The sequence below is a fragment of the Streptomyces sp. NPDC090442 genome (genome assembly GCF_044769405.1).
In the GTDB taxonomy this organism is placed as follows: Bacteria; Actinomycetota; Actinomycetes; order Streptomycetales; family Streptomycetaceae; genus Streptomyces.
Genome location: NZ_JBIVXW010000083.1, coordinates 16,692 through 40,166 on the forward strand (window position 1 = coordinate 16,692; position 23,475 = coordinate 40,166).

At 69.6% G+C, this 23,475-nt stretch carries 19 protein-coding genes and 1 other RNA gene; 9 read left to right on the top strand and 11 right to left on the bottom strand.

From position 1 onward, the window contains the following. Nucleotides 1-84 precede the first annotated feature (84 nt). From ACIQU6_RS37730 to ACIQU6_RS37740, 3 genes are all read right to left on the bottom strand, one after another. On the bottom strand, nt 85-912 hold the full coding sequence (locus ACIQU6_RS37730) for a hypothetical protein (protein ID WP_403486254.1): 828 nt from the start codon (nt 910-912) through the stop codon (nt 85-87). Between the two features lie 693 nt (nt 913-1,605). Beyond that, the gene (locus tag ACIQU6_RS37735; protein WP_403486255.1) at nt 1,606-1,890 is read right to left on the bottom strand and encodes a hypothetical protein; all 285 of its coding nucleotides are present in this window, start codon (nt 1,888-1,890) and stop codon (nt 1,606-1,608) included. A 304-nt stretch (nt 1,891-2,194) separates the two neighbouring features. Then, entirely contained in the window at nt 2,195-2,677 is a 483-nt protein-coding gene (locus ACIQU6_RS37740) for a hypothetical protein (protein ID WP_403486256.1), read from the bottom strand. 1,950 nt (nt 2,678-4,627) lie between these two features. On the opposite strand from ACIQU6_RS37740, the gene ACIQU6_RS37745 reads away from it, so the two are divergent. Then, entirely contained in the window at nt 4,628-4,873 is a 246-nt protein-coding gene (locus tag ACIQU6_RS37745; protein ID WP_403486257.1) for a hypothetical protein, read from the top strand. A gap of 1,880 nt (nt 4,874-6,753) precedes the next feature. Here the strand turns inward: ACIQU6_RS37745 and ACIQU6_RS37750 are convergent. Beyond that, a complete protein-coding gene (locus tag ACIQU6_RS37750; RefSeq protein ID WP_403486258.1) occupies nt 6,754-7,023 on the bottom strand; it encodes a hypothetical protein in 270 nt (89 codons plus the stop codon). A gap of 1,059 nt (nt 7,024-8,082) precedes the next feature. Between ACIQU6_RS37750 and ACIQU6_RS37755 the strand changes: the two genes are divergently transcribed. After that, nucleotides 8,083-8,334, top strand: a complete 252-nt coding sequence (locus tag ACIQU6_RS37755) for a hypothetical protein (protein WP_403486259.1) — start codon at nt 8,083-8,085, stop codon at nt 8,332-8,334. A gap of 101 nt (nt 8,335-8,435) precedes the next feature. Here ACIQU6_RS37755 and ACIQU6_RS37760 read toward each other — a convergent pair whose 3' ends face one another. Beyond that, entirely contained in the window at nt 8,436-8,870 is a 435-nt protein-coding gene (locus ACIQU6_RS37760) for a hypothetical protein (protein ID WP_403486260.1), read from the bottom strand. 448 nt (nt 8,871-9,318) lie between these two features. On the opposite strand from ACIQU6_RS37760, the gene ACIQU6_RS37765 reads away from it, so the two are divergent. Next, complete coding sequence (locus tag ACIQU6_RS37765) at nt 9,319-10,218, top strand: alpha/beta fold hydrolase (protein WP_403486261.1); 900 nt, start codon at nt 9,319-9,321, stop codon at nt 10,216-10,218. Nucleotides 10,219-12,237: 2,019 nt separating this feature from the next. Here the strand turns inward: ACIQU6_RS37765 and rnpB are convergent. Further along, nucleotides 12,238-12,636: RNase P RNA component class A (rnpB, locus tag ACIQU6_RS37770), an RNA gene on the bottom strand. 77 nt (nt 12,637-12,713) lie between these two features. Between rnpB and ACIQU6_RS37775 the strand changes: the two genes are divergently transcribed. Next, nucleotides 12,714-13,520 (top strand): MerR family transcriptional regulator, encoded by an 807-nt coding sequence (locus ACIQU6_RS37775; RefSeq protein ID WP_403486262.1) that lies wholly within the window; start codon nt 12,714-12,716, stop codon nt 13,518-13,520. Continuing rightward, nucleotides 13,517-14,173 (top strand): hypothetical protein, encoded by a 657-nt coding sequence (locus ACIQU6_RS37780; RefSeq protein WP_403486263.1) that lies wholly within the window; start codon nt 13,517-13,519, stop codon nt 14,171-14,173. Before ACIQU6_RS37775 ends, ACIQU6_RS37780 begins: the two co-directional genes overlap by 4 nt. 48 nt (nt 14,174-14,221) lie before the next feature. On the opposite strand, the gene ACIQU6_RS37785 is transcribed toward ACIQU6_RS37780, so the two are convergent. Beyond that, nucleotides 14,222-15,706, bottom strand: a complete 1,485-nt coding sequence (locus tag ACIQU6_RS37785) for an RNB domain-containing ribonuclease (protein ID WP_403486264.1) — start codon at nt 15,704-15,706, stop codon at nt 14,222-14,224. Nucleotides 15,707-15,847: 141 nt separating this feature from the next. On the opposite strand from ACIQU6_RS37785, the gene yaaA reads away from it, so the two are divergent. Together yaaA and eda are read left to right on the top strand one after the other, a co-directional pair. Continuing rightward, nucleotides 15,848-16,645 (top strand): peroxide stress protein YaaA, encoded by a 798-nt coding sequence (gene yaaA / locus ACIQU6_RS37790; protein WP_403486265.1) that lies wholly within the window; start codon nt 15,848-15,850, stop codon nt 16,643-16,645. A 67-nt stretch (nt 16,646-16,712) separates the two neighbouring features. Then, nucleotides 16,713-17,381: a bifunctional 4-hydroxy-2-oxoglutarate aldolase/2-dehydro-3-deoxy-phosphogluconate aldolase gene (gene eda, locus ACIQU6_RS37795; protein WP_403486266.1), complete on the top strand. Its 669-nt coding sequence runs from the start codon at nt 16,713-16,715 to the stop codon at nt 17,379-17,381. A gap of 161 nt (nt 17,382-17,542) precedes the next feature. On the opposite strand, the gene ACIQU6_RS37800 is transcribed toward eda, so the two are convergent. The 4 genes from ACIQU6_RS37800 to ACIQU6_RS37815 form a co-directional block, all read right to left on the bottom strand. After that, nucleotides 17,543-18,697, bottom strand: a complete 1,155-nt coding sequence (locus tag ACIQU6_RS37800) for a bifunctional RNase H/acid phosphatase (protein WP_403486267.1) — start codon at nt 18,695-18,697, stop codon at nt 17,543-17,545. A gap of 3 nt (nt 18,698-18,700) precedes the next feature. Further along, a complete protein-coding gene (locus ACIQU6_RS37805) occupies nt 18,701-19,444 on the bottom strand; it encodes a zinc ribbon domain-containing protein (protein WP_403486272.1) in 744 nt (247 codons plus the stop codon). Then, nucleotides 19,441-20,328: a Nif3-like dinuclear metal center hexameric protein gene (locus ACIQU6_RS37810; protein ID WP_403486268.1), complete on the bottom strand. Its 888-nt coding sequence runs from the start codon at nt 20,326-20,328 to the stop codon at nt 19,441-19,443. The genes ACIQU6_RS37805 and ACIQU6_RS37810 overlap by 4 nt, the downstream gene beginning before the upstream one ends. A 137-nt stretch (nt 20,329-20,465) precedes the next feature. Further along, nucleotides 20,466-21,494, bottom strand: coding sequence for an ABC transporter substrate-binding protein (locus ACIQU6_RS37815; RefSeq protein ID WP_403486269.1), 1,029 nt, complete (start codon nt 21,492-21,494; stop codon nt 20,466-20,468). 226 nt (nt 21,495-21,720) lie between these two features. On the opposite strand from ACIQU6_RS37815, the gene ACIQU6_RS37820 reads away from it, so the two are divergent. Together ACIQU6_RS37820 and ACIQU6_RS37825 are read left to right on the top strand one after the other, a co-directional pair. Next, nucleotides 21,721-23,247, top strand: coding sequence for a hypothetical protein (locus tag ACIQU6_RS37820; protein WP_403486270.1), 1,527 nt, complete (start codon nt 21,721-21,723; stop codon nt 23,245-23,247). 8 nt (nt 23,248-23,255) lie between these two features. Continuing rightward, complete coding sequence (locus tag ACIQU6_RS37825) at nt 23,256-23,423, top strand: hypothetical protein (RefSeq protein WP_403486271.1); 168 nt, start codon at nt 23,256-23,258, stop codon at nt 23,421-23,423. Nucleotides 23,424-23,475: the final 52 nt, after the last annotated feature.

Below are 23,475 nucleotides of genomic sequence, written 5' to 3' on the forward strand. Positions count from 1 at the left end.
AGACGTTCGACGGTGAGGGGAACGGCACCGTCTCCGTTGCTCCGAACCTCAAGGACGGCACTGCAGGCGTCCTTGGGTAATGGGTCAGATGTGGGGCATATCCAGTTGGCCCACCGGAGGTGCTGCCAGTCGTCCCAGTCCGAGCGGATTGACCTGCGGGACGTTCGGTGAGACCAACGGGTTGACCAGCGGGCTGACTTGAGGACTGATCTGTGGGTTCACCTGGGGTGCGGGTTGCGGAGAAAAGACCTCCGGAACCGCGACCTCAGGCGCCACGCGCGGCGTAACCTGCGGGGCTGCCTGAGGAGCGACCTGCGAGCCAGATGCTGGAGCGGCGACTTGCGGACCATTGGCCGAGGAGGTGGTGGACTGCGCGACGCTGTGTGCAGCAGCCCATGCGCTGGCGTGTGGGCTTTCCTGCTGCGGCCCGTACTGCTGCTGCGGGGCGAGCTGTTGGGCGTACTGCGGAGCAGGCGGGGCGTACTGCTGCTGAACAGGCTGCTGCACATACTGCTGCGGGGCAGGCTGCTGCGCGTACTGCTGCGGAGCAGGCGGGGCGTACTGCTGCTGCGCATACGACTGCGGGGCAGGTTGCTGCGCGTATTGCTGCGGAGCAGGCGGGGTGTACTGCTGCTGAACAGGCTGCTGCACATACTGCTGCGGGGCAGGCTGCTGCGCGTACTGCTGCGGAGCGGGCTGCTGTTGCGGAGGAGGCGGAGCGTACTGCTGCTGAGTGGGAGCTTGGGGAGCCGAGGGCTGCTGAGCGAACCCCGGCGCCGTCGACTGCGGGGCAGGGGGCGTGGCGGCGCCGTTGTATCCGACAGGAGCATCGGCGTAGCTCACGCCGGCCCCGATACTGGACAGACCGCCGGCCGCTGCCACGACCAGCGCGATCTGCTGAAGCTTACGCATGGAACCCTCAGCCCTTCATTACCTACATGGAAACCGATTACTTATCGCTGTCTTGTCCACAAGCAGAGGCAGCTCGGGGCTCCACACCCTGTGCACCTCGGGAAAACCACGCCGGAAGCATCCTGCCGGGCCGCGACCATGCCGAACGCAAAACCCCGCAGCGCTCGTTGGAGCTGACGACACGGTCATCGCCTGGCCCTCCGAACTACACCGGGTTGCACGCCGACATCGTCGCCGGGAACCGCCCGACACCAGAATCAAGTCGTCCCTGCCGATGCCCCACAGCCCCACTCGCTGTCCTCTCCGGGGAACGGAACACCCCCCGGCCTGGTAACGGGAACCCGAGTGCACTCACCCATTTGCCCACGACCAAGAGTCATTTGAAGTGCTGGGGATGACCTTGCGAGTGTCGCGGTCGGCTCGCGCGCCCTACGAGAGCCGGCCACAAGAAGTACAGCCACAAGCGAAGGGGATTTCATGACGCCGTGAAATCCGTCGGGACGGACCTGGGGGCGCCGTAAAGATTCCGAGTAATTCGGATAATCCGATTTAAGCTATCCAGGGAAAGTCGACACAGCGGTGGGGGAAGTTCGCGTTCAAGTGCACTTACACCAAGGCAAAAAGGGGTCCCGACACCCAGCCTTGCGGCTGGGTGTCGGGACCCCTTCGGGTGACCTACGCGATGAGCGTCGATCAGAAGGCGGTGTTGTTGCACCCCATGGTCGAACCCAGGTGAGTGGACTGCGCACCCGGCGCACCTTCGCCGTTGAGCGCGTTACCCAGCACGCCGTTGAGAATCCCAACCTCACCGAGGACGTCGAGGTTCAGGTCGTGCGACCGGCACTGTGAGCTCTGCCTGATGTCGAACTGCCCTCCACCGACACCACCGCGACCGTCTGCGTTGGCGGTGCCGGCGCCGAGGAAGCCGACGCTACCGAGGGCGGCGGCCACGACGGCAGCCTTGTAAAGCATGCGCATTGTTTCTCCGGAAAGATTGAGCCGATGCGGTCTGTGATGTACCGACTTCGTACAGACAGGGAGGCTAATAGGAAATATCCGTCAACTCTGCGCGACGCGCCGCATTATGAGATGAGGCAGTTGGAAATTACGTCGCCGTTTCCTTAGTTCGAGGTCCTGACCTGGCAGTATCGGGGACCTGCAGTGCGGAGATACACCTGTTCGGCGGCGTAATCCAGAAGCTCCGCGGCGGCGAGCTGCAATCGGGCCCTTCGGGGCGTACCGCGAAGGGCCATGACGATCGCGGCGCGCCGCCGCAGCCGACCTACCTCGCGGTGGCCAAGGCGTTGGCCTGGGAATTGGTCTGGGCGCAGGTGAATCCGCGCGTCTCAGGGGTGGCGAGCACGCCGATCGGGACGTTGGCGTCGAGCAGCGACTGCGGGCTGCACTCCTGGGCCGGCCGGAACAGGTTGTTCTGATCAGACGGGGAGGACTGCGGCAGGACCTGGGCGACCTGAGGCGAAAGGTGAGGGTTGATCTGGGGGTTGACCTGTGGGGACACCTGCGCACCTTGCGGCTGAGCGGCGGCCTGTGGGGCAGCATGCTGCGGTCCGCCACGCGAGCCGTAAGCGTGTGACGTGGCGCCCGAGGCGGTCCAGGCGGCGGCCTGATTGCCGTCCGGCCCCGGCGCGTTCTGCGGTGTGGGGCCGTATCCGACAGGAGCGTCGGCGGCACTCACACCGGCACCGATACTGGACAGACCGCCGGCCGCTGCGACGACCAGCGCGATCTGTTGAAGCTTACGCATGGAACCCTCAGCCCTTCATTACCTACATGGAAACCGATTACTTGTCGCTGTCTTGTGCACGAGCAGAGGCAACCCGGAGCTCCACACCCCGCACACCTGGAGACAGCGCACCGACACCACCGCCGCGCCCCACCTGGCTCAGGAACAAGACGCCCAAGTCGACGGGTCGCAGGCCCAACCGCTGCCCTCTCCCAGCGAGGAACGGGGAACCATGTGTCGCGGTAACGGCAGCCTCTGCGCACTCACCCATTTGCCCGCCCTCAAGAATCATTTGGAGTGCCGGTAGTCGCCGCCCTTCGCCAGTAGTCCCGATCTACGCCTGAACTCACGCGAGTTGCCATGTGTCGCTTGACACCCAAGCACTTGTCATCAGGCCAGCTCGACGCAGGGTGCGCAAGGTTTGTGGCGATCCATGCCCGCCCACCAATACCCACGGAAAGGTGAACGGGAGGGATTCAGAAGGGTCGTTGACGTTGCAGCCCATCACAGCGACCGCATCCCTGCTTCGTATGAAGAAGCTATCTTCCGAGCGACCAAGGGAAACCAAAACCTGCTGAGGGCCCTGCACACAGGCAGGAGAACGGCGGTCAGCGCGGAAGGGCTATTAACACGCTGACCGCCAACGTCCTCCCATCGGAAAGAACCCTGCCATGCTACGCCCTTCGCACGCCTTACTGATCTCGAATCAGGAACCTTTTGCCAACTCACACCCGATGGCTGCACAGATGCCTGGATCTTCGCTGTCGATTACGACCTCCGCGCAGCCACGGTCAATGACTGCGGCGAGTCAAGTACCGGTCACTTGTATGGACTTACGTTCCGATCAAATCGCAGGCAACTCGGTCGGCGGCGATCGGACGTCGCCCGCTGTGCGAGTGACTCGCTTCCCCTCTCCTCTTCCACTCCAACAGTCCCAATTTCGCGCCAGATTCATCTGCCAGAACACCTTGGGGAACTGGGAAGCACCGGCCTGCCTGTTCCCATTCGCGTTCCAGATTCCTGTTTGGGAAGGAATCTGGAACAGACAACACCTCCTCCGTAGTCGGTACTTGGCATCGCGGCGGGGCGGCGCCCGGACCGGAACGTACAGATACCCGGACGCGCGGCGGCACCGTTCTGAAGCGGCATCCGAAGTGATGCGGCCCCACGAGATCCTTCGGAATCAGATCAACCCACACCGGGCCACGTCGGCATCGAGATCGGTACCCGCACGAAGCACAGCTCAACTCCCGTGCAGCGAGCGCCTATTCGCCTGTCGCAGCCGATCACATTGTTGGACCAGGATGACCTCCTTCGTGAAGTACGGCCCTCTCTCAAGGGGCAGTTGCGCCTGCGGAGCCGGAGCTTCAGCGGGGCAGGCGCCGACAGTAAGCACGGCGTCGAGACCGTGACCGCTAGCGCAGGCCCCGCCCACGGCTGCACCGATACCGCTGAACGCGTCTTCGTGAATGAAGCGGGGCGGCTTAATGGGCGTTGTCGATCCGAGAGAAAAGAGGTCAAGCGAACACGCACTGGGCCGCCTCCGCAGTGCCCGCGCCTGACGGTCTTGTGCGGTCACGACAGTCCGCTGGCCATGGGGCGCGTGCAGCGTCTTCGTCACGGGCAGGACCTTTGAGTCGAAACAGGCGTAGTCGTCGCACCACAGGGAGCCCGACCTCGCGAGGGAATGTTGCCGGGTCTTCTCCATGCGCGTCCCGAGCCGTTGGAGCGGCACTGCTGTCTGAAGGAACCGCATCCGTCTTGCCGGCACATCGAGTGAGGTGGCTCAGGCGATCCGACCATCTCCGGATGTCTGCCTGCGTAGTTCTGACGGTCCGCAAGATCCCCGAACCCGGGTGCCATACCCCGGATGCCGGTCTCGATGAGCGGCGTGGAACTTATCGCATTAGCCTCCGAGAGCAGCCCGAAGTGGATCTTTGACGTTCGCTGTACTCGACTCAAGGAGAATCAATGCGCAATCTTCAGAAAGCTGCTGTCGTGGCGGCAGTTCTTGGTAGCGTCGGCCTGCTCGGTACCGGCACCGCCTCCGCCCAACCCACGGAGCGAGCCGGCAGCAACGGCGGAGGGAGATGTCACGACTTGAACGTCGACATCCTCGGCCAGGTCGGGCTCCTCAACGGCTTGCTGGGGAACGCGCTCAACGGCGAGGGCTCACCGGGCGGGCAGGCCACTGACATGGGCTGCCGCATCTGGTGAGTGTTATTTCACCACGGTCATCGGAATGGGTTCGGTGTTCGGGCTACAAGCCCGACGCCAAGCCCGTTTCGGCTTTCGTCAGGAAACCCGCCCGGGAGTAAGGAGAACGCCAGCTCGGAAACGTACATCCGATGACTGGTGAGACGCTCCGCCTGACGGTGTGAGGTGCCCAGCAGACAACCCTCTCGCCGCACTGCGGCAACGGGCAACTACCGTGCGGGTAACGGCCAGACGATCGGCAGGGCTCACCCGAAGACGGGGACAATCCTTCTGCATGGGGCATCAAGCGTTGCGATTGCGGGCCATTCCGTGCAGCGGACATCAGACGCCCGTCCTGACCGGGCGCGTGGCTCCTGTGCCGGGATGGCTTGCGCACGACGCCACTTGACGGATCGTTCCCCTACGAGGTCCCGCGGGATGTGCAGTTGCTGAGTGCGACGGCCCCAACGTCGATCACAAGGTCGTGGAGTCAGGTCTGACCCTGTAAGCATGAGCGGCCTGTGTCTGGTTCGGCTGCGGCTGACCAGGTCCGCCCAGCGACGGCGCTGTGCGATCGGGTGAACAATGAGGTGGCGCTGGATCGGCCCGGCGGGCCTGCCACTTGAGGGTCCGTGACGTTGTCACACTGCCCGACATGCACAAAGTCGTCCCGCTCCAGGTCCGGGAGGCTGCTCGGCAACGGACCTGCGTGGACTGCCGGGCCGCCCCTGGCGAACAGTGCGTCCCTGGGCCGGACGGCCGCTCCACCCTGCACACGGCCAGACTCCACTCCGCCGAAATGGCACTGACACCACTGCCGCCGCGTCATCCCCTGCCCCCCGACGGGGACCGTATCTACCCGAAGCTAACCGTCGAGGACCCGGGTTCGCTGATCTTGTCAGTGCACGCCGAGGTGGTGCGCACCCTCACTCTCCATACGGAAGAGCTTGGCACCCTCTACATCAGCGCTTTGGAGCAGGCCGGGTTGCTGGACCCCCGCGTGTTGACCAACTCGTTGCTGCTGATGTTGATCGGTCCGCCTGCGTGCCTGACGGAGGAGGAGCGAGTGGGCCTCGGGCGACGCTTGGTCGCTCGCGGCTTCCTTGAAGCCCCTCACTCCGGTGTTCTCCGGCCCGCTCCCCTGGCGGTCCGCATCGTGGAGCGTCGGGCATTGGACCTGCAGTTCATGGCCGAGTGGAAATCCGCCACGCTGCCTGGCCCAGTAGGATCGCGGCCTGGTTCTGCAGAACATCCAGATCGTCATCGCCCGGACAGTGGCCACGGTATGGCCAGTCACCGTCGTCGGCCGCCCTCGTCCGGCGACGCCAACCGCCCCATCTGGAAGGCGAGTCCAGCCCATCCAGGCGATGCCGTTGCCTCCGGTCCGGGGAACCCTGGTACGTCTGCCGGGCCACCCCGCCCCCGGGACGGCAACGACCGTTGACCTCCTGGCCGCCACCCACGTCAGCGAGAAGTACGTCCGCCCGTGGGGCGGCGCCGAAGGCCACCCGGCGGGCCCAGGGCAGACTGACTGCCTTGTCAGTCCCGGTCTTCACGTTCCTCACCGGTCGCCACACGGACGTTGTCGTCGCTGACAGGGAGGCTGCTTCGGGCCGTTCCGGACCATAAGTGCCCACCGCAGGTGCCGGTGGCGCGTCGGACACCAGGTGCGGCACCGTGGGAAGCGTCATCGATCGTGGGTTCACGTTCGTCCCGGATCCCATCTGGCCTTCACGCCCAACGGATCGTCTGGAACGGCCGTTTACGAACTCCTCGACAGCATGGAGCCGGCCCCGGCGTGTGACTTGCCGGGGCCGGCCCAGAGCGGCCTGGCACGAACAGGCGGAGCTCCGCCACTTATTGTTGCCTACCGCCCTTCACGGCGGCTGGCAACGCGGCCGTCAGATGAGCCAGCCGAGCAGCCCGTAGCGCTGGAAACGGTCGCCGTAGAACCGGTCGAAGCCCCGACCACAACCACACTCACGGCGCTCCTCGTGACGGTTGTTGTGACGGTCGGAGAACGAGGAGGCGGACGACGTGGCGGACGCTCCGGAGGCGGTGGCCGGTGCAGGCGCCGCGGAGGCCGTTCCCGTACCTACCACCACGGTGGCAGCCGTCAGAACAGTGGCTGCCGCCCCGAGAACCGCGCGCTGCATCAGACGAATACGCATGGGAGAAGCTCCTTCAGACTGGGGCGGCCCGTGCCGCCCTCGAGTCAAGAAGTACGCCGATTTCCCGATCTTCTCCCGCCCAGCGATCCGTACGGGTGATCAGATAGTCCGTCAGGGGCCGAAGGGTCCTCGGGGCACTGGTCGGCTCGACTTAGATGCAGGCCAACTTGCCCATTTCACGGGGCAACTGACGGTCCGTGTCGCAGGTTCTGGAAGGCGGCATCCTTCGGCACCATGACTGCCTGGTCCCGGGCACGTTGCTTGGCCGGGGCGAGTCTCGGCACAGCGTGCACTCGCGTACTGGTGCCCCGAATCGGGGCAGGATGACCAGGTCGTTGCGTTACTCCGGGATGGGGCGTAGGTCCCGTCGTTCCCGCTTGCGGAGGGCCGCGTCGGAGAGTGGGGCGCACCAGCGTTCCCTGGCATCTCTGGGAAGGACTGTTCCCAACGCCGACCCGCGCAGCCCCTTCATGGGCTCCTGCGGCGGCTCCGAGTTGGAAGGGTTAGCCCAATCCATCTACCGCAACCGACGGCGGCAACGGCAACGATGCTGTTCGACGTACACGACGGCTGCTACGCCGATCAGCAAGGCGGCCCATTCCACTCCCGCGAACGCTTCGGTTGGTTTGTGGTCGGCTGGTCTGCCCACCCGGGATTCGCTTGCGTCGTCGGCTGCGGCGACGGCGAACCCGCCGGCTTCACCCATGACGCCCCGAGTGCCGAGGGACACGGGTGGTGCCGCGATTCCCTCGACCCTGCGCCGGCCGATCCGCGGGCGTTCGCCCTGTCTGAGCCGATGGTTCGCTCAAGGCGGCGGAAGACCGGCACGGCCCAGCGGTTCCATGAAGCGCTGCTGACGGATCGTCCCCAAGCCTTGGCTGCACTCCTCGCGCACCGCGGCGGCCTGGCTCCGGCCTCTACGAGTGCAGGACCGAACACTCTTCAACCTCGCTGGCCTTGCTCAACCCCTGGTTGGCTGCCGACGAGTAGCCTCAAGATCCTTTCGGACTGGGCACTGTTGGTGCACCGTCAGTTGTCCGCCGAGGTGTGGTCGCTGGAATGCCCTCGGCGCTCAGGGTCGGCTCCGTCAACCCTGACCTGGTGCCCATGGGGTTCCGCAAACCCCTGGAGAACATCGACGTCGAAGACGCAGACGGCGGCGACGAATCAACCCCACACGCGGAAGACCACGGGGCCGAGGAGAGCACCGAGGGCGCCACGGTGGTCTCGCTGCAAACTCGGCGCCGGCCGCCCGATCTGCTTCCTGGGTTTCCCAGCACGACCAAGCACGACTGCCTTCGTGCCCGGTGACTCACGCCGCGACGCGGCGGAAGGGCACGAGCGCGCAACGACATGGCCACCGTTGCTCAGGAACCTCAAGGAGAGCACTCCAAGCGCCCTTAAGTGGGAGGTCAGAAGGTGCCGGGCAGGTCCACCTGGCCCACGAGGGGCGCAGCGAGATGCCCCAACCCGAACGGGTTGACCTGCGGGACGTTGGGTGAAATCAACGGATTGATCAGCGGGTCAACCTGAGGATTGAACTGCGGGTTGACCTGAGGCGCGGGCTGCGGGGCGAAGACCTGCGGCACTTCGACCTCGGGCGCGACCCGCGGTGCCGCTTGGGGCGCGACCTGCGGGCCAGGGGCCGGTGCCGGAGCGGCTGCTTGCGGAGCAGGCCCCGGAGACGTCGGCAGCGGAGCGCTGGACGGCACGACGCCGTTGTATCCGGCAGGAGCGTCGGCGATGCTCACCCCAGCACCGATAGTGGACAAACCGCCGGCCGCCGCGACGATCAGCGCGAGCTGCTGAATCTTGCGCATGGAACCCCAGACCTTCATTGCCTTCATGGAAACCGATTACTTATGACTGCCTTCCTCATGGAACGGAACACTCCCTGACCTGGTAACGGGAGCCGGAGCACAATCACCCGTTCATCTACCGTCAGGAACTCTTTGACCGGCAGTGGACTTCCTTCGTACGCGTGACCGATCTTCGCCGATCCGTGAAGAATCGCACCTACGACTGAAATCAAGAAAGTCGCGCATTGGTCGACGAGTCGCGATCGGTCGCATCCCGGCCCGCTCTTCCGATCACTTGTAACAACATGAATAAATATGCCCACCAGTGGCGATAGAGGTACTCGCCTGCAAGTTCTCGCGTGTTACGCGCATGTTTTCGTGGACACAAAGGAGCACCTGAGCCACGATGCCAAGACTCCTCGGTTCGGGCTCGCGAACTACGGGCAACCGGGAGGCCAGGAATTCCCGGTGGGGTTCTCACCCAAGAGGAGCTTCCGTGTCCATCGACACCAGCAAGGCATGCACGGATTTTCACATCACCGAACACCTCTTCTCGTTCCAGGGGTTCGAGTATTGCGTTCGAGTGGTTCCCTCTCGGGAGCCTGTGACCGTTCCCATCGTGATGCTGGGCGGATCCTCGCAAGATCGCCACACATGGCCGCGGCACGAAGAGAGACTCACCCTCGCTGGCACCGTAATCACCGTGGATTTGCCTGGGTATGGAACTTCAGACTTCCTCCCGTCGGAATTCGGTCTGGATTTCCTCGCCGATGCCCTGCATCACGCCCTGGATTCTCTCGGGCATCCCTCGGTGAACCTCATGGGGGCGTGTTACGGAGGCGCCGTAGCGCTGCGATTCACCCAGCGCTACGCAACAGCGGTACGACGCCTGTGTCTGGCTGGAATGATTTTGGAAGTGCCCGAGTACTACGTAAAAGCCGTTTCTCGGTGGACGGATATGCTGGGAAGGGGCGACAGAGCCGCGGTCGCACACGACCTGGTTGACCTCTTCACCTCCCCGCCGACGACCGGGCCGGTACGCAAGCACAAAGTCATGTCCAGGATCCTCTTCAAACAATTCATGGACCGCACGGATCAGGGTGTGCGTATGGACCTGGAACATAGCGCTCGGCTGTTGCGTCACGGAATGTACGTGGAAGGGTCATTGCCGGACATCCCCTGCCTGGTCTTCACCGGGGAGCACGACGTTCTCACGCCCCCTCATCAGGGGCGGAAAGTTGCCGCTTTGTTCCCGCGAGCTCAATTCACCACAATCAAAGAAACTGACCACCTGTGCGGCCTGGAGCGCGTAGAAGAGACCGCAGAGCTATGGGCGCGATTCTTCAGCGGCCAGCCGTACGACGACCTGGATTTCTTCCATCCGCTCGAAGGGTGAGGGGGCGAGAGAGGCGAGATTTACGCCCCGCGCCGACCTCTTGGGAATTCTGCAGCAGAGTAGCGATGAACGACGGGAACAGTCGTTGACCAGTCACCCCTCCGCGTTCACCCTACGAGGCACCGCCGCGCAGAATGCACAGAATTAGCCGAATAGGCCCAGCACCTGATTCAGGTGCGAGTCGGACAGCGAGTCGAAGGCTGGACTCAATTCGTCGTGAGGCATGACGTCTCTCAACTTGAAGTGGCCTCGGTCTGGCTGGCCGGTGGCTCCGTGCGGACCCCCGACAGCGCTGGCCTGTCCGGCAACTCCGAGGGCTGCAGCTCCGGCGATCACCGTAGCGGCAACGACCTTGTGGATACGCATAGTTCCTCCTGGAAATCACGATGGCGTTTCCCCGCAATTTGCCTTGACCGCAACTTCCCCTTTCATGTCCTAGGTGCTGGCGTTTCAGCCAAACAGACGACCACCCGCGTCTCAGGGGCGTTGTGAGATCGAGTTTGGTCCAGGGCCGCAGCAATTTTGAGGGCCGCGCAGGCGGCTGCCCTGCCTACTTACCCGGGATTCCCTGCGTCGTTCACTGTGACAACCTCGAACCCGTCGGGCTTCGTTGCATGGTGTCGACAACGTGCTTGATCGCCGCAAGATGGGCCTGACGTCGGCTGCATGACGGCGTGGCCGATGGATTCGCACGGGGCGTGATGCGATGGTCGCGTGTGTCGTCGTTGGCTGCGGCCGTTCCGCTCCCCCGTGCTGGCTGTAGTCGGGCGACAGCCGCCTGGCCTCAGGCGGTCGGTTGGCCCGGTCTAGCGCCGCGACCGGGCCAACCGTAATACGGCTCGCGAGGCGGGGAACGGCACCAGTCAGAAGAAGCGGTCAAAGGCCTCGTGTGCTTTTGGCGCGTTGCGCACGCAGCCCCTGGGAGGGCAACGCCCTTGGCGGAATGGACGTGGGTGAACTCGGCGGTTTCTGAGCTCTGATCACCCGGCACGGCGGGTGGGCGTACGTCTTCGACGGCACGGTTACCCGCGTCGCGATCCGGCTGCGAGGGTAGCCATCGGCCAGCTCAGCGCGGAAATGTCCGCGCTGAGCTTCGTGCGCAGCTCGCTTGCCACCACAAGCTGGGTGCTGCCGGTCTCAGCCGACGTCCCAGGCGAGGGTGGCCGTCGTGAGGGCGCGAACGGCATCGGAATTGCGGTACCGAAACATCCCATTGTGTGGGGAGGCGTTGGGCGCGCAGAGCGCCGTCGGGCGGGTTGGTCTCCTCCCAGGCTGCCAGGCGGCACTGGAGGTCGTGCGTGAGGTGATGGGCGCGAAGGCACTTGGCTAGGAAGGGGCAGTGCCGTTGAACACGCTACCGACGTAGGCTCCGAAGAAACTGGCCACCCGGTCTACTGCAGAGTCCAGACTCCCCATGCCGATCGTGTCCCCGTGCATCCGGATCAGCGGGACGTCCGGCATGAATCCTCCTCTGACGCAACACTGTTGAGACCGGCTTTGGAGCTGACGATGGACGAGGGAACGTCTCGAACCTGCGCCGTCACCTGGCCGCGAGACACTTCAGCATCCTGGCTGTCTCCGACCCGTCGGAACAGCCCCTGCTAATCCCGGGCGCGCGCGGGTAGTTGGCGGCGGCGTACCGAGCGATATGCGCGCCGCCAGCATAGAAGCCACTGTGCACAGCGCTGAGTGCAGCCGGCATACTGCAGCCCAATTGCCTTATGACGTAAGAGTGTTATGTGCGGATGTACGGGCCTCTGAATTGAGAGCCCCTCGGTTATCCGGTCTTTCTGGATGGTGTGACGCGCCGCGTCAGGCGAGAAGGCAGTTTCCTTGGCCGCGGGTGACGGCGGGGAGCGTGAGCCGCTCGGGCCACGGGCCCTCTCTGCCGTCGACGGTCATCGGTGCTCAGTGGGGACACTCACCGACGACGCTCCGGAGCGGGCCCGTTCGTCTGCGTCCGCGGTGCCCCTACTCACGCCGTGGCCGGCGCGGTTTCGCGGGTCAGGGGAGTAATGGCGGACGAGTCGGCCTGTACGCCGGGTTTTGTCTCCGGGCGACCTTGCGGTCGGCCGGGAGGCGGCCATCCATCTAGGACTGCCGTTGCCGACAGTCTCGTGCGGTCTACCCGCGGACTCGGGCGGGCAGCCCTCGATCATCCGCGCAGGGCCATCAAGCGATGGCCCCTCTTGACCTTGCTCCGGGTGGGGTTTACCTAGCTGCCCAGGTCACCCTGGGCACTGGTGGTCTCTTACACCACCGTTTCACCCTTACCTGGCCGTGAAGCCAGGCGGTTTGCTTTCTGTGGCACTGTCCCGCGGGTCACCCCGGGTGGGCGTTACCCACCACCCTGCCGTGTGGAGCCCGGACGTTCCTCGGGGGGATCGGTGATCCCCACGCGGCCGCCCGGCCGGCTCGTCCGCCGTGCCGACCATGCTACCTGGCGGACGACGGCCGCTTGACCTTGCCGTTGCGTCAACGTTTCTACTGGCCCCATGCGGATCGGGGAACTCGCCGGGTTGGCCGGCGTCAGCACACGGACGGTACGCCACTACCACCAGCTCGGGCTGCTGCCGGAGCCGGTGCGACGGGCCAACGGCTACCGGGAGTACGGGCTGCGCGATGCGGTGGCGTTGGCGCGGGTGCGGCGGCTGACGGAGCTGGGGCTCGGGCTGGAGGAGGTCCGGGACGTGTTGGCGGACGACGCCGGAAAGGAGCTGCGGGAGGTGTTGACGGAGCTGGACGCGGATCTGGCGCGGCAGGAGGAGGCGCTGCGGGTCCGGCGGGTGCGGCTGGCGGAGCTGCTGCGGCGGGCCGAGGAGCCGGGCGGGTGGCCGGAGGAGGGGCCGGTGTCGGAGCAACTGACCGAGTTGTTCGGGGAGATGGCGCGGACGTCGGCGCGGCTGCCGGGGCCGGAGCCGGCGATGGCGGCGCGGGAGCGGGAGATCCTGGCGCTGCTGGAGGCGTCGGGGGACGGACGGGTGCAGGGGGCGATGGCGGCGGCGCTGCGGGAGGCGTTGGCGGCGCCGGAGGCGATGGAGCGGGCGTACGCGGTGTATGGGCTGTTGGACGGGTTGGTGGGGGCGGCGGTGGACGATCCGCGGGTGGAAGGGGCGGCGCGGGCGCTGGTGGAGTGCGTACCGCAGGGGACGGTGGCGGCGGTCGCGGCCGGGGCCGGGGGCGCGACGGCCTCCGGGCCGGGGGCGGAGTTCTGGGCCGAGCTGCTGGTGGCGGAGTTGGCGCCGGCGCAGGTGGCGGCGGTGCGGCGGGCGATGCGGATGATCGAGGAGCGGGCGCGGTGAGCGGGGCCGGGGTGGGGTTCGGGGAGCGGGTGGGGCGGCTGGCCCGGCACGAGGGGCGGTGGTTGGTGAGCCTGGTGTGGTGGGTGGTGCGGCGCCGGATCGGGGTGCCGGCGGGCGCGCGGGCGCTGCCGTATGCGGGGGCGCAGGCGGCGCTGATGTACGGGCTGACGTTCGTGTGCGGGGTGGAGACGGTCGGGGCGAGCCTGCTGGTGCGGGACCTGCCGGTGGTGCACGCGGTGACGTTGGTGGCCGACGTCTACACCGTGCTGATGGTGCCGGGGAACCAGGCCGCGGCGGTGACCAGGCCGCATGTGGTGGGGCCGGACGAGCTGGTGGTGCGCGACGGGGCCCGGATGGCGGTGCGGATCCCGTTGGAGCGGATCGCGTCGGTGCGGTACGACCTGCGGTTCGGGCTGGCTGCGCGGGACGGCGGGGTGCTGGAGCTGGCCGTGGGCGGGCAGACGTCGGTGACGTTGGAGCTGACCGAGCCGGTGGTGGCGGTGCGGCTGCTGGGGCGGCGGGAGGTGGTGCGGACGGTGCGGTTCCACGCGGACGATGCGCGGGGCGCGGTGGCGGCGGTGCGCGGGGCGGTGGCCGAGGCGCGGACGGCCGGGCGGGCGGCGGAGCCCGGCGAGTCGGTGGCGCCGGCGTGAGGGGGCCGGGCGGGGAGGAGCGGCCCGGTGCGCGACGCGACCGGGCCCTCACACGGGGGTGAACTGCACCGGTTCCCGGCCAGGTTCGGCCGTGGAGAGGCGGACCCGGATGCGGTCGCCCAGGGGGAGGGCGGGGCCGCCGGGGGCGGCGTGGACGGGGCCGATGACGGCGGGTTCGTAGAGCTGGACGGTGCCCTGGGTGGGGTCGTCCCGGTGGCGGTCGACGACCAGGGCCTCGAAGGTGTCGCCGACCCGGTCGCGCAGCAGGGCCGCCTCGACGAGGTCCACGCAGGCCCGCTCGACCTGGTTGGCGCGCTGGGTGCCGAGCTCCATCTCGTGCGGCAGGGCGGGCAGGGCGGCGCGGACCCAGCCGGGCGGGGTGCGGCCGGCCGCGGCGGCCAGGCAGAGCTCGGAGGTGTAGCGGTCGACGAGCCGGCGCAGCGGGGCGGTGGCGTGCGCGTAGGGGGCGGCGACCGCCGCGTGCACGGCGGTGGTGGCGGGCGGGGCGGTGCCGTCGAAGGTGGTGTAGCCGGCGCCGCGGAGCAGGGCGGTGCACTCCTGGAGGAACGCGGCGTGCCGGGCGCGCCGGGGGTCGAGGGTGCGGATCAGCGCCGCGTACGAGGTGTGGTGCGGCCAGTCGACGCCGAGGGCCTGGGCGGTCAGGCGGAGCCGGGCGACCGAGCCGTCGGGGGCGGAGGGCAGGGTGCGCAGGATGCCGGTGCCGGAGGCGAGCATCAGCTCGGCCGCGGCCATGCCGGTGAGCAGGGAGACCTGGGCGTTCCAGGCGGCGGCCGGCAGGGGGGCGCGGTAGGCGAGCGTGTAGCGGCCGTCGCGTTCGACGATCTCCTGCTCGGGGACGTTGAGGGAGATCGCGCCACGGACGGTCTCCCACTCCTCGCGGCGCAGCCCGATCTCGCGGAGCAGGGCGAGCGGTTCCTCGGCGGTGCCGTCGTCGAGGACGCGCTGGACGCCGGCGTAGTGCAGGCGGGCGCGGGAGCGGACCAGGGCGCGGCGGACGGCGGTGCCGGTCAGCGCACCGTCGGGGGCGAGGTCGAGCTGCCACAGCACGGCCGGGCGGTCCTGGTCGGGCAGCAGGCTGGCGGCGCCCTCGCTGAGCACGGTGGGGTGCAGCGGGACGTGCTCGTCGGGGAAGTAGAGGGTGGCCACCCGGTGGTGCGCCTCGGCGTCCAGGGCGCCGCCGGGGGTGACGAAGGAGGCGACGTCGGCGATGGCGTAGTGGACGCGGTAGCCGCCGCCCCGGCGGCGGGCCAGGTACATCGCCTGGTCCAGGTCGCGGGAGCCGGGCGGGTCGAGGGTGAAGAGGGGCAGGTCGGTGGCGTCGTGCAGGGTGTGCTCGGTGGCGACCTCGCCGTCGCCGGCCGGGATGCGGGGCGCGCGGGCGGCGCTGTCGGCCTCGGCCTGGGCGGTGGGCGGGAAGTGGTCGGGGATCTCCATCCGCACGCGCAGGTCGTGCAGGGCGGCCCGGAGCGGGGCCTCCGCTGCGTCGGTCACATGCATGTGGCGACGGGGCATGGCATCGAGCGTATGACCGACGGGCGCTCCCGGCGCGCCGTACGGACACCGGGCGGGGATCACGGCCGGGCGGCCCGGCTCTTAAGCTCTTGTGCCGGGGGCCGCACCCCCTGCCCGTACCGCCCGTGAAGGAGAAACACCGTGCTCGTGCTGTTGCCGCCGTCGGAAGGTAAGGCCGCGGGAGGGACCGGGAAGCCGCTGGAGCCGGGGGCGTTGTCGCTGCCGGGGTTGGCCGCGGCGCGCGCGGAGGTGCTGGACGAGCTGGTCGGGCTGTGCACCGCGGATGCCGCCAAGGCCCAGGAGGTGCTGGGGCTCAGCGAGGGCCTGAAGGGCGAGGTCGCCAAGAACGCCGGGCTGCGCACCGCGGGCACCCGCCCGGCCGGCGAGATCTACACCGGCGTGCTCTACGACGCCCTGGGGCTCGCGTCCCTGGACAAGGCGGCGCAAAAGCGGGCCGGGCGCGCACTGCTGGTGTTCTCGGGGCTGTGGGGCGCCGTGCGGATCGACGACCGGATCCCGTCGTACCGCTGCTCGATGGGGGTGAAGCTGCCGGGGTTGGGGGCGCTGGGCGCGTACTGGCGCGGCCCGATGGCGGAGGTGCTGCCGGAGGCGGCCGGGGACGGCCTGGTGCTGGACCTGCGGTCGGCGGCGTACGCCACGGCCTGGAAGCCCAAGGGCGAGGTCGCCGGGCGGACCGCGACGGTGCGGGTGCTCCAGTCGAAGATCGTGGACGGGGTCGAGAAGCGGTCGGTGGTCAGCCACTTCAACAAGGCGACCAAGGGCCGGCTGGTGCGGGACCTGCTGGTGGCCGGCGCCGAACCGGCGGACCCGGCCGAGCTGGTGGAGGCGCTGCGCGGGCTCGGCTACGCGGTCGAGGCGACGGCCCCGGCGAAGGCCGGCAAACCGTGGGCGCTGGACGTGATCGTCACGGAGTTGTAGGCGCACACCGCGCGCTCGTTGCAACATACGCAACGCTCGTTGCGGAGAATGGCTGGCCCACCGCAGTATGGGCGGCGTGACTGACGCCGCCCCGCTTCCCGCGCCCTCCTCCCCCGCCCTCTCCTCGGTGCTCGGCCTCGCGCCGGTGATCCCCGTGGTCGTCCTCCAGGACGCCGCGGACGCCGTGCCGCTCGCCCGGGCGCTGGTCGCCGGCGGGCTGCCGGCGATCGAGGTGACGCTGCGCACGCCCGCCGCGCTGGACGCGATCCGGGCCATCGCCGACGAGGTCCCGGACGCGGTGGTCGGCGCCGGCACCCTGCTGACCCCGGAGCACGTCGCGGCCGCCACCGCGGCCGGGGCGCGCTTCCTGGTGAGCCCCGGCTGGTCGCCGCGGCTGCTGGGCGCGCTGCGGGACGCGGAACTCCCGTTCCTGCCGGGCGTCTCGACGGCCTCGGAGGTGGTGACCCTGCTGGACGAGGGCGTCACCGAGATGAAGTTCTTCCCGGCGGAGGCGGCGGGCGGCACCCCCTACCTGAAGTCGCTGGCCGCCCCCCTCCCCCGGGCCCGCTTCTGCCCGACCGGCGGCATCGGCCTGGCGTCCGCCCCCTCCTACCTCGCGCTCCCCAACGTCGCCTGCGTGGGCGGCACATGGATGCTGCCCGCCGACGCCCTGGCCACCAAGGACTGGTCCCGGATCGAGCAACTGGCCCGCGAGGCAGCGACGTTGGCCGGCTGACCCCGCCACGACACACCGCAACACCACGCGGCCCGGCACACCACAACGGTGCGCCGGGCCGAAAACGTCCACGAACAACCCGCCCGGGAGCCGCCGGAGCCGGCAGCACGGACGAACAGGGGCCGCTCCACCGGGACTTACCGCCCCGGCTCCGCCGGCCCCTACCGCAAGTGCGACGTCTCGTTGAACAGCCGCACCGAGGCGTTGCCGTCCGCGTAGTACGCCACCGCGGAGAGCGAGGCCGCGGAGAGCTCCATCCGGAACAGCGAGTCCGGCGGGGCGCCGAGGGCCAGCCGGACCAGCGTCTTGATCGGGGTGACATGGGTGACGACCAGGACGGTCTTCCCGGCGTAGCGGGCGAGCAGCTTGTCGCGGGCGGCCGCGACCCGACGGGCGACCGCGGCGAACGACTCGCCGCCTCCCGTGGGCGCCGCCTTGGCGGAGCCGAGCCAGGCGTCGAGGTCGTCGGGGTACCGCTCGCGGACCTCGGCGAAGGTCAGCCCCTCCCAGGCGCCGAAGTCGGTCTCGCGGAGCCCCTCTTCGACCCGGACGTCGAGGCCGAGCCGGTCGGCGATGGTCCCGGCGGTCTCCCGGCAGCGGCGCAGCGGCGAGCTGACCACGGCCTGGACGGTGCCGCGGGCGGCGAGCGCGGCGGCGCTCGCCTCGGCCTGGCGGCGGCCGGCGGCGGAGAGTTCGGGGTCGGTGCCGCCGCTGCCGGAGAAGCGCTTCTGAGGCGTCAGCGCGGTCTCGCCGTGCCGGAGCAGGACGAGGGTGGCGGGGACGCCGAGGTCGGGCGCGGCCCAGCCGGCCGGCGGCGCGGCGGGCGCGGCGTCCGCCGGCTCGACGGCCTTGGTGTCGGCCGCGGCGAGCGCCGCGCGGGAGTCGCGCGGCTCCCACTGCCGGCCGTCCCGGCCCGCGTCCATCGCCTCGTTGGCGAGCCGGTCGGCGTGCTTGTTGCGGGCGCGGGGGATCCACTCGTAGCTGACCCGGCCGGACGGGAAGACCGCCGCGGCCTCGGCGGCCAGCGGCTTCATGTCCGGGTGCTTGATCTGCCAACGGCCGGACATCTGCTCCACGACCAGCTTGGAGTCCATCCGGACGTGGACGGTGGCCTCCGGGTCCAGGGCCCTGGCGGCGCGCAGCCCCGCCAACAGGCCCTTGTACTCGGCGACGTTGTTGGTGGCCGTCCCGATGTACTCGGCGGCCTCCGCCAACGCCTCACCGCTCGCCGGGTCGAGGACGACCGCGCCGTAGCCGGCCGGCCCCGGGTTGCCCCGGGACCCGCCGTCGGCCTCCACGATCAGCTCGCGGGGCACGGCCTACAGTCCCGAGTCGGGCGTGCGGACCAGGATGCGGCTGCAGTTCTCGCACCGGACGACGGCGTCGGCGGCGGCCGCGCGCACGTCGTTGAGCTCGGTGATGTCCAGCTCCAGCCGGCAGCCCTCGCAGCGGCGCTGGTAGAGGCGGGCGGCGCCGATGCCGCCCTGCTTCGTGCGGATCCGGTCGTAGAGCGTGATCAGCGCCGCGGGGATGTCCGCGACGGTGAGCTCGCGCTCCTTGTTGACCGTGGCGACCTCGGCGTCGATCTCGGCGTTGGCGGCGTCCCGGCGGGCGGTGGCGTCGTCGACCTTGGACTGGATGGCGGCGACCCGGTCGGTCAGCTCGCGGACCCGCTCCTGGGTGGCCTCGCGGCGCTCCATGACGTCCAGGACGACGTCCTCCAGGTCGCCCTGGCGCTTGGCCAGCGAGGCCAGTTCGCGCTGGAGGTTCTCCAGGTCCTTGGGGGAGCTGACGGCGCCGGAGTCGAGGCGCTTCTGGTCGCGGGCGGCGCGCTGGCGGACCTGGTCGACGTCCCCTTCCGCCTTGGTCTGCTCGCGGCTGGTGTCGCTCTCCTCGGTCTGGGCGGCGACGAGCAGATCGCGCTGCTGGGTGAGGTCGCCCTCCAGGGTCGCGAGCTCGGCCAGCTCGGGGAGGTTCTTGCGCCGGTGCGCGAGCTGGGTGAGCCGGACGTCGAGGTTCTGGACGTCGAGGAGGCGGATCTGGTCGGCGGGCGCGGCGTTCAGCGGGGGGCTCCTGTGGTGTGCGAATTTTCCGGGTGGCTGGTGAGCGGGGCGGACGCCGCGTGGGCGGTCCAGGGGTCGGTGACCGTGCGGGAGACGTGCGTGCGCAGTCCCCATCCGTGTCGGTCGGAGACCGCGTCGAGTTGGGCCGCGGCCTGCTCGCACCACGGCCACTCGGTGGCCCAGTGGGCCGCGTCCAGCAGGGCCAACGGGCGGTTGTGCCCGGTGGTCTGCGTGGCCTCGGAGGCCGGGTGGTGGCGCAGGTCGGCGGTGAGGAAGGCGTCCACACCGGCCGCCCGCACGTCGTCGAAGAGGCTGTCGCCGGAACCGCCGGAGACCGCGAGGGTGCGGATCTCGCCGTCCACGTCGCCGGCCGCCCGGATGCCCTGCGCGGTGGCGGGCAGGCGGGCGGCGGCGTACGCGGTCAGCTCGGCCAGTGTCATCGGGTGCGGGAGTTCGCAGATCCGGCCCAGGCCGCGGCGGCCGGCCGGATCGCTCGGGTCCGGCACCAGGGGGCGCAGGATCCGCAGGTCCAGCGCGCCGGCCAGGGCGTCGGAGACGCCGGGGTCGGCGGTGTCGGCGTTGGTGTGCGCGACGTGCAGGGCGATGTCGTGCTTGATGAGGGTGTGCACGGCCTTGCCCTTGAAGGTCGAGGCCGCGACCGTCGTCGTCCCGCGCAGGTAGAGCGGGTGGTGGGTGACGAGCAGGTCGGCGCCTAGCTGCACCGCCTCGTCGACGATCTCCTGGACCGGGTCGACGGCGAACAGCACCCGGCGGACCTCGGCGTCGGGGTCTCCGCAGACGGTGCCGACGGCGTCCCAGCCTTCGGCCCGCTCGGGGGGCCAGAGGGCGTCGAGCGCGGCGAGGACTTCAGACAGTGCGGGCACGGGGGAAGGTTACCCTCCCCCCGCGCCCGCGCGCCGGGCCCCGGTCGGCCGAAGCAGCCGGCCGCCGCTCCGGGGCGCGGCGGGGCGCCAGTTGACCCGGCGGTCGCCTACCGGGACGGCTGCCGTCGCCGAGGCCGCTACTTCACGAGCAGGGCGCGCAGATCGTCCAAGACGCTGTCGGCCGCGGTGACGCCGAGGCCGAGGTACCAGGTCTCGTCCTTGACGTTCTTGGCGTGGCCGTCCTTGACCGCCTTGAGGTTCTTCCACAGCGGGTTCTGCTCGGCGGTGTCCCGCTTGGTGGACTTGGGGTCGCCGTAGACGCCGGTGAAGATCCAGTCGGCGTCGGCCTGGTTGATGTTCTCCGGGCTGACCTCGACGGCGAGGTCGTCGGCCTGCTGGTTCTTCGGGCGGGGCAGACCGACGTCCTTCAGCACGGTGCCGATGAAGGAGCGCTGGGCGTAGAGGCGGGTGAACTGCGGCATGTAGCGCAGCATCGACACGGTCGGCTTGTCCGGGCCGATGTCGTCGCCCAGCTTCCTGGCCTTGGCCTCGTAGGCGGCCAGCGCGGTCTTGGCCTGTGCCGTCTTGTCGAGGGCGGCGGCGTTGAGCAGGTAGTTCTGCTTCCAGGTGAAGCCGGGGCGGATCGAGAAGACGGTCGGGGCGATCTTGCTGAGCTGCTGGTACTGCTTCTCGGCGCGCAGCTTGCTGCCCAGGATGAGGTCGGGCTTGAGGGCGTTGATGGCCTCCAGGTTGAGGCCGTTGATGGTGCCGACGCTCTTGGGGTGGCCGGCGTCCTTGGCGAGGTAGTCCGGGAGTGCGGCGTCGCCCTCGGTGGGCGCGTAGCCGACCGGCTTGATGCCGAGCGAGACGACGTTGTCGAGCTCGCCGACGTCGAGGACGACCACGCGCTGGGGGGCGGCGGGCAGCGTGGTGGTGCCCATGGCGTGCCGGACGGTGCGCGGGAACTGGCCCGGCTTGGCGTCGGTGCCCATCTTCGCGGTCTCGTCGGCGGCCTTGCCGAAGTCCTTGCCGCCCTGGGCCACGGACTTCGAGCCCGCGCCGCGGTCGCTCCCGCCGTCCGCGCCGGAGGAGCCGCAGCCGGCGAGCGCGAGGGCGCCGGCGGCGACGAGGGCTAGGGCGGCGGCACCGCGGCGGCGAAGGGGCATCGCGTCACTCCAGATCGAGGGGGCGCCGGGCGGGCAGGGCGGAACCGCCCGGCCGCCGACGGCAACTTAGGTCGCCCTAACTTTAAGCATCCTTGAACCGCCGAGCACACCCACCCCTCTCCTTACCGGCGAACCGGACAAGGGCCACCCTTATGCGTGAAGAGCGGCAACTCTCGTTGATCGGCCGGAAGTGCGAAAACTAACGTCCCGACGGGAGGTGGCACCGATGACGATCCGTGCCAGTGAGAACACCACGGCGCCCGGCGGCCCGCCCCGCGCGGCGCTGACCGTCGCGGCGGACGGCTCGTACGCCGCCCGGCTCGCCCGGCACGACGACGCCGCCGGGAGCTGGTTCCCGGAGCGCTGGACGCTCGGCGGCCCGGAGCCGTACGCGGTCCCGCTGGCGGGCAGTCAGCCCGAGGAACCGGACAGCGGGCTGCTGCCGCTCGCGGACGGCCGGGTGGTGATCGTCCGCCGGGTCGCCGACCGTTTCACCGTCTCGGTGCTCTCCCCCACCGGGCCCGGCACCCACGAGGTCCTGGTCGGCGCGGTGGCGGCCGGGGCGCTCGCGCTGCTGCCGCCCGCCCCCGGCGGGCGGCTGGGCTATGCGCTGGCGCCCGGCGCGGAGCACACCGCGGTGTGGCGGGTGCACGGCGGGGCGGCGGGCCCGGAGCGGGTCGCCGTGGTGCCGGGCCGCTGCACCGGCGGCGCCTGGCTGGATCACGACGGTCGACTGCTGGCCGTGGACCGGGAGTTGGCCGGCCGCACCAAGACGGTGGTGGTCGACCTGGCGCGCGACGGGGAGGTCAGCCCGCTGCTCCAGATCACCGAGGAGAGCGACGACCGGCTCCTGCTCGCCGACCCGGACAGCGGGCTGCTGCTGGTCCGCTCCGACGCCCCCGGCCACGAGCGGGTGGGCTGGGGCGTGTTGGGCAGCAGCCGGCCGGTGCGGTTCCCGGAGTGCCTGCGGGTGCCGGGGGCGTCGGTGACGCCGTTCGCCGTCCAACCGGGGCGGACGCTGCGCCCGGAGAGCTGCGCGGTGGCCTTCCGGCTCGACGCCCCGGGCCGTCGCGACGAGCCCGGCGGCCCCGACGCCCCCGAGGGGCCCCGGCTGGGCGTATGGCGGCCCGCGCAGCGGCAGTTGCGGCAGTTCCCGGCCCCGGACGGCTGGTTGGCGGGCAGCGGCCGGTGGACGCCGGAGGGTGCGCTGCTGCTCCCGTACGCGACGGGGGCGGTGCCGTGCGGGGTGGCCCGGATGGCCATACCGCTGGGGCCAGTTGTGGAGCGGACGGATCCGGCCGAGGCGTCGGAGGCCGGGGCGGTCGGCGCACCGCCCGGCGGAGGCTCGACCGACGCCGCCGCGTGCGACACCCTCCTCCCCGACGCCACCGCCCCCAACGCCATTGCGGACGCAAAGATTCCGGCGGTTCCGGAGGGTGTCGGCGGTGCGGAAATTGTCCCGGATACGGGCGATAACGGCGTCAACTCCACAGCATCTCCACAATCGAAGCCCCGAAGCGCGGAACCGCACGACGGGCCCGCGCATCCCCGCCTGTGCAGGCCAGTTCCGCTGCAACAGGCGCCTCTCCCGTCCCGTGAGTCCCAGTGGAGCGCTGATTCCCGCCCCGTTAGTATTCCGGCGGGGGCTGTGCAGCCGGTTGACCCGGCCACCGACGGCACCGCACGGGACGCGTCCCGGCGGGAGCCGGGGGAGGTCCCGACGCGTACAGCTACAAGCGATCCGACGGAGTGACTCTTCTCATGTCCGAAGCCCGAACCGACACGACCCAGGCGCGCCCCCAGGAGGCAGCCGCCCAGGCCGCCGAGGCCGCAGGCTCCGGCAGGCACCGCGGCCCGGCCGCCACCTCGGAAGAGGGGGAGGCCGCGCAGGGGCGGCACCGCCGCGACCACCAGGCGCAGACCTGGTGAGCGGACCGAGAGCTCGACGGCCGTGGCCGCCGCCCGCGTCATGCGGGCGGCG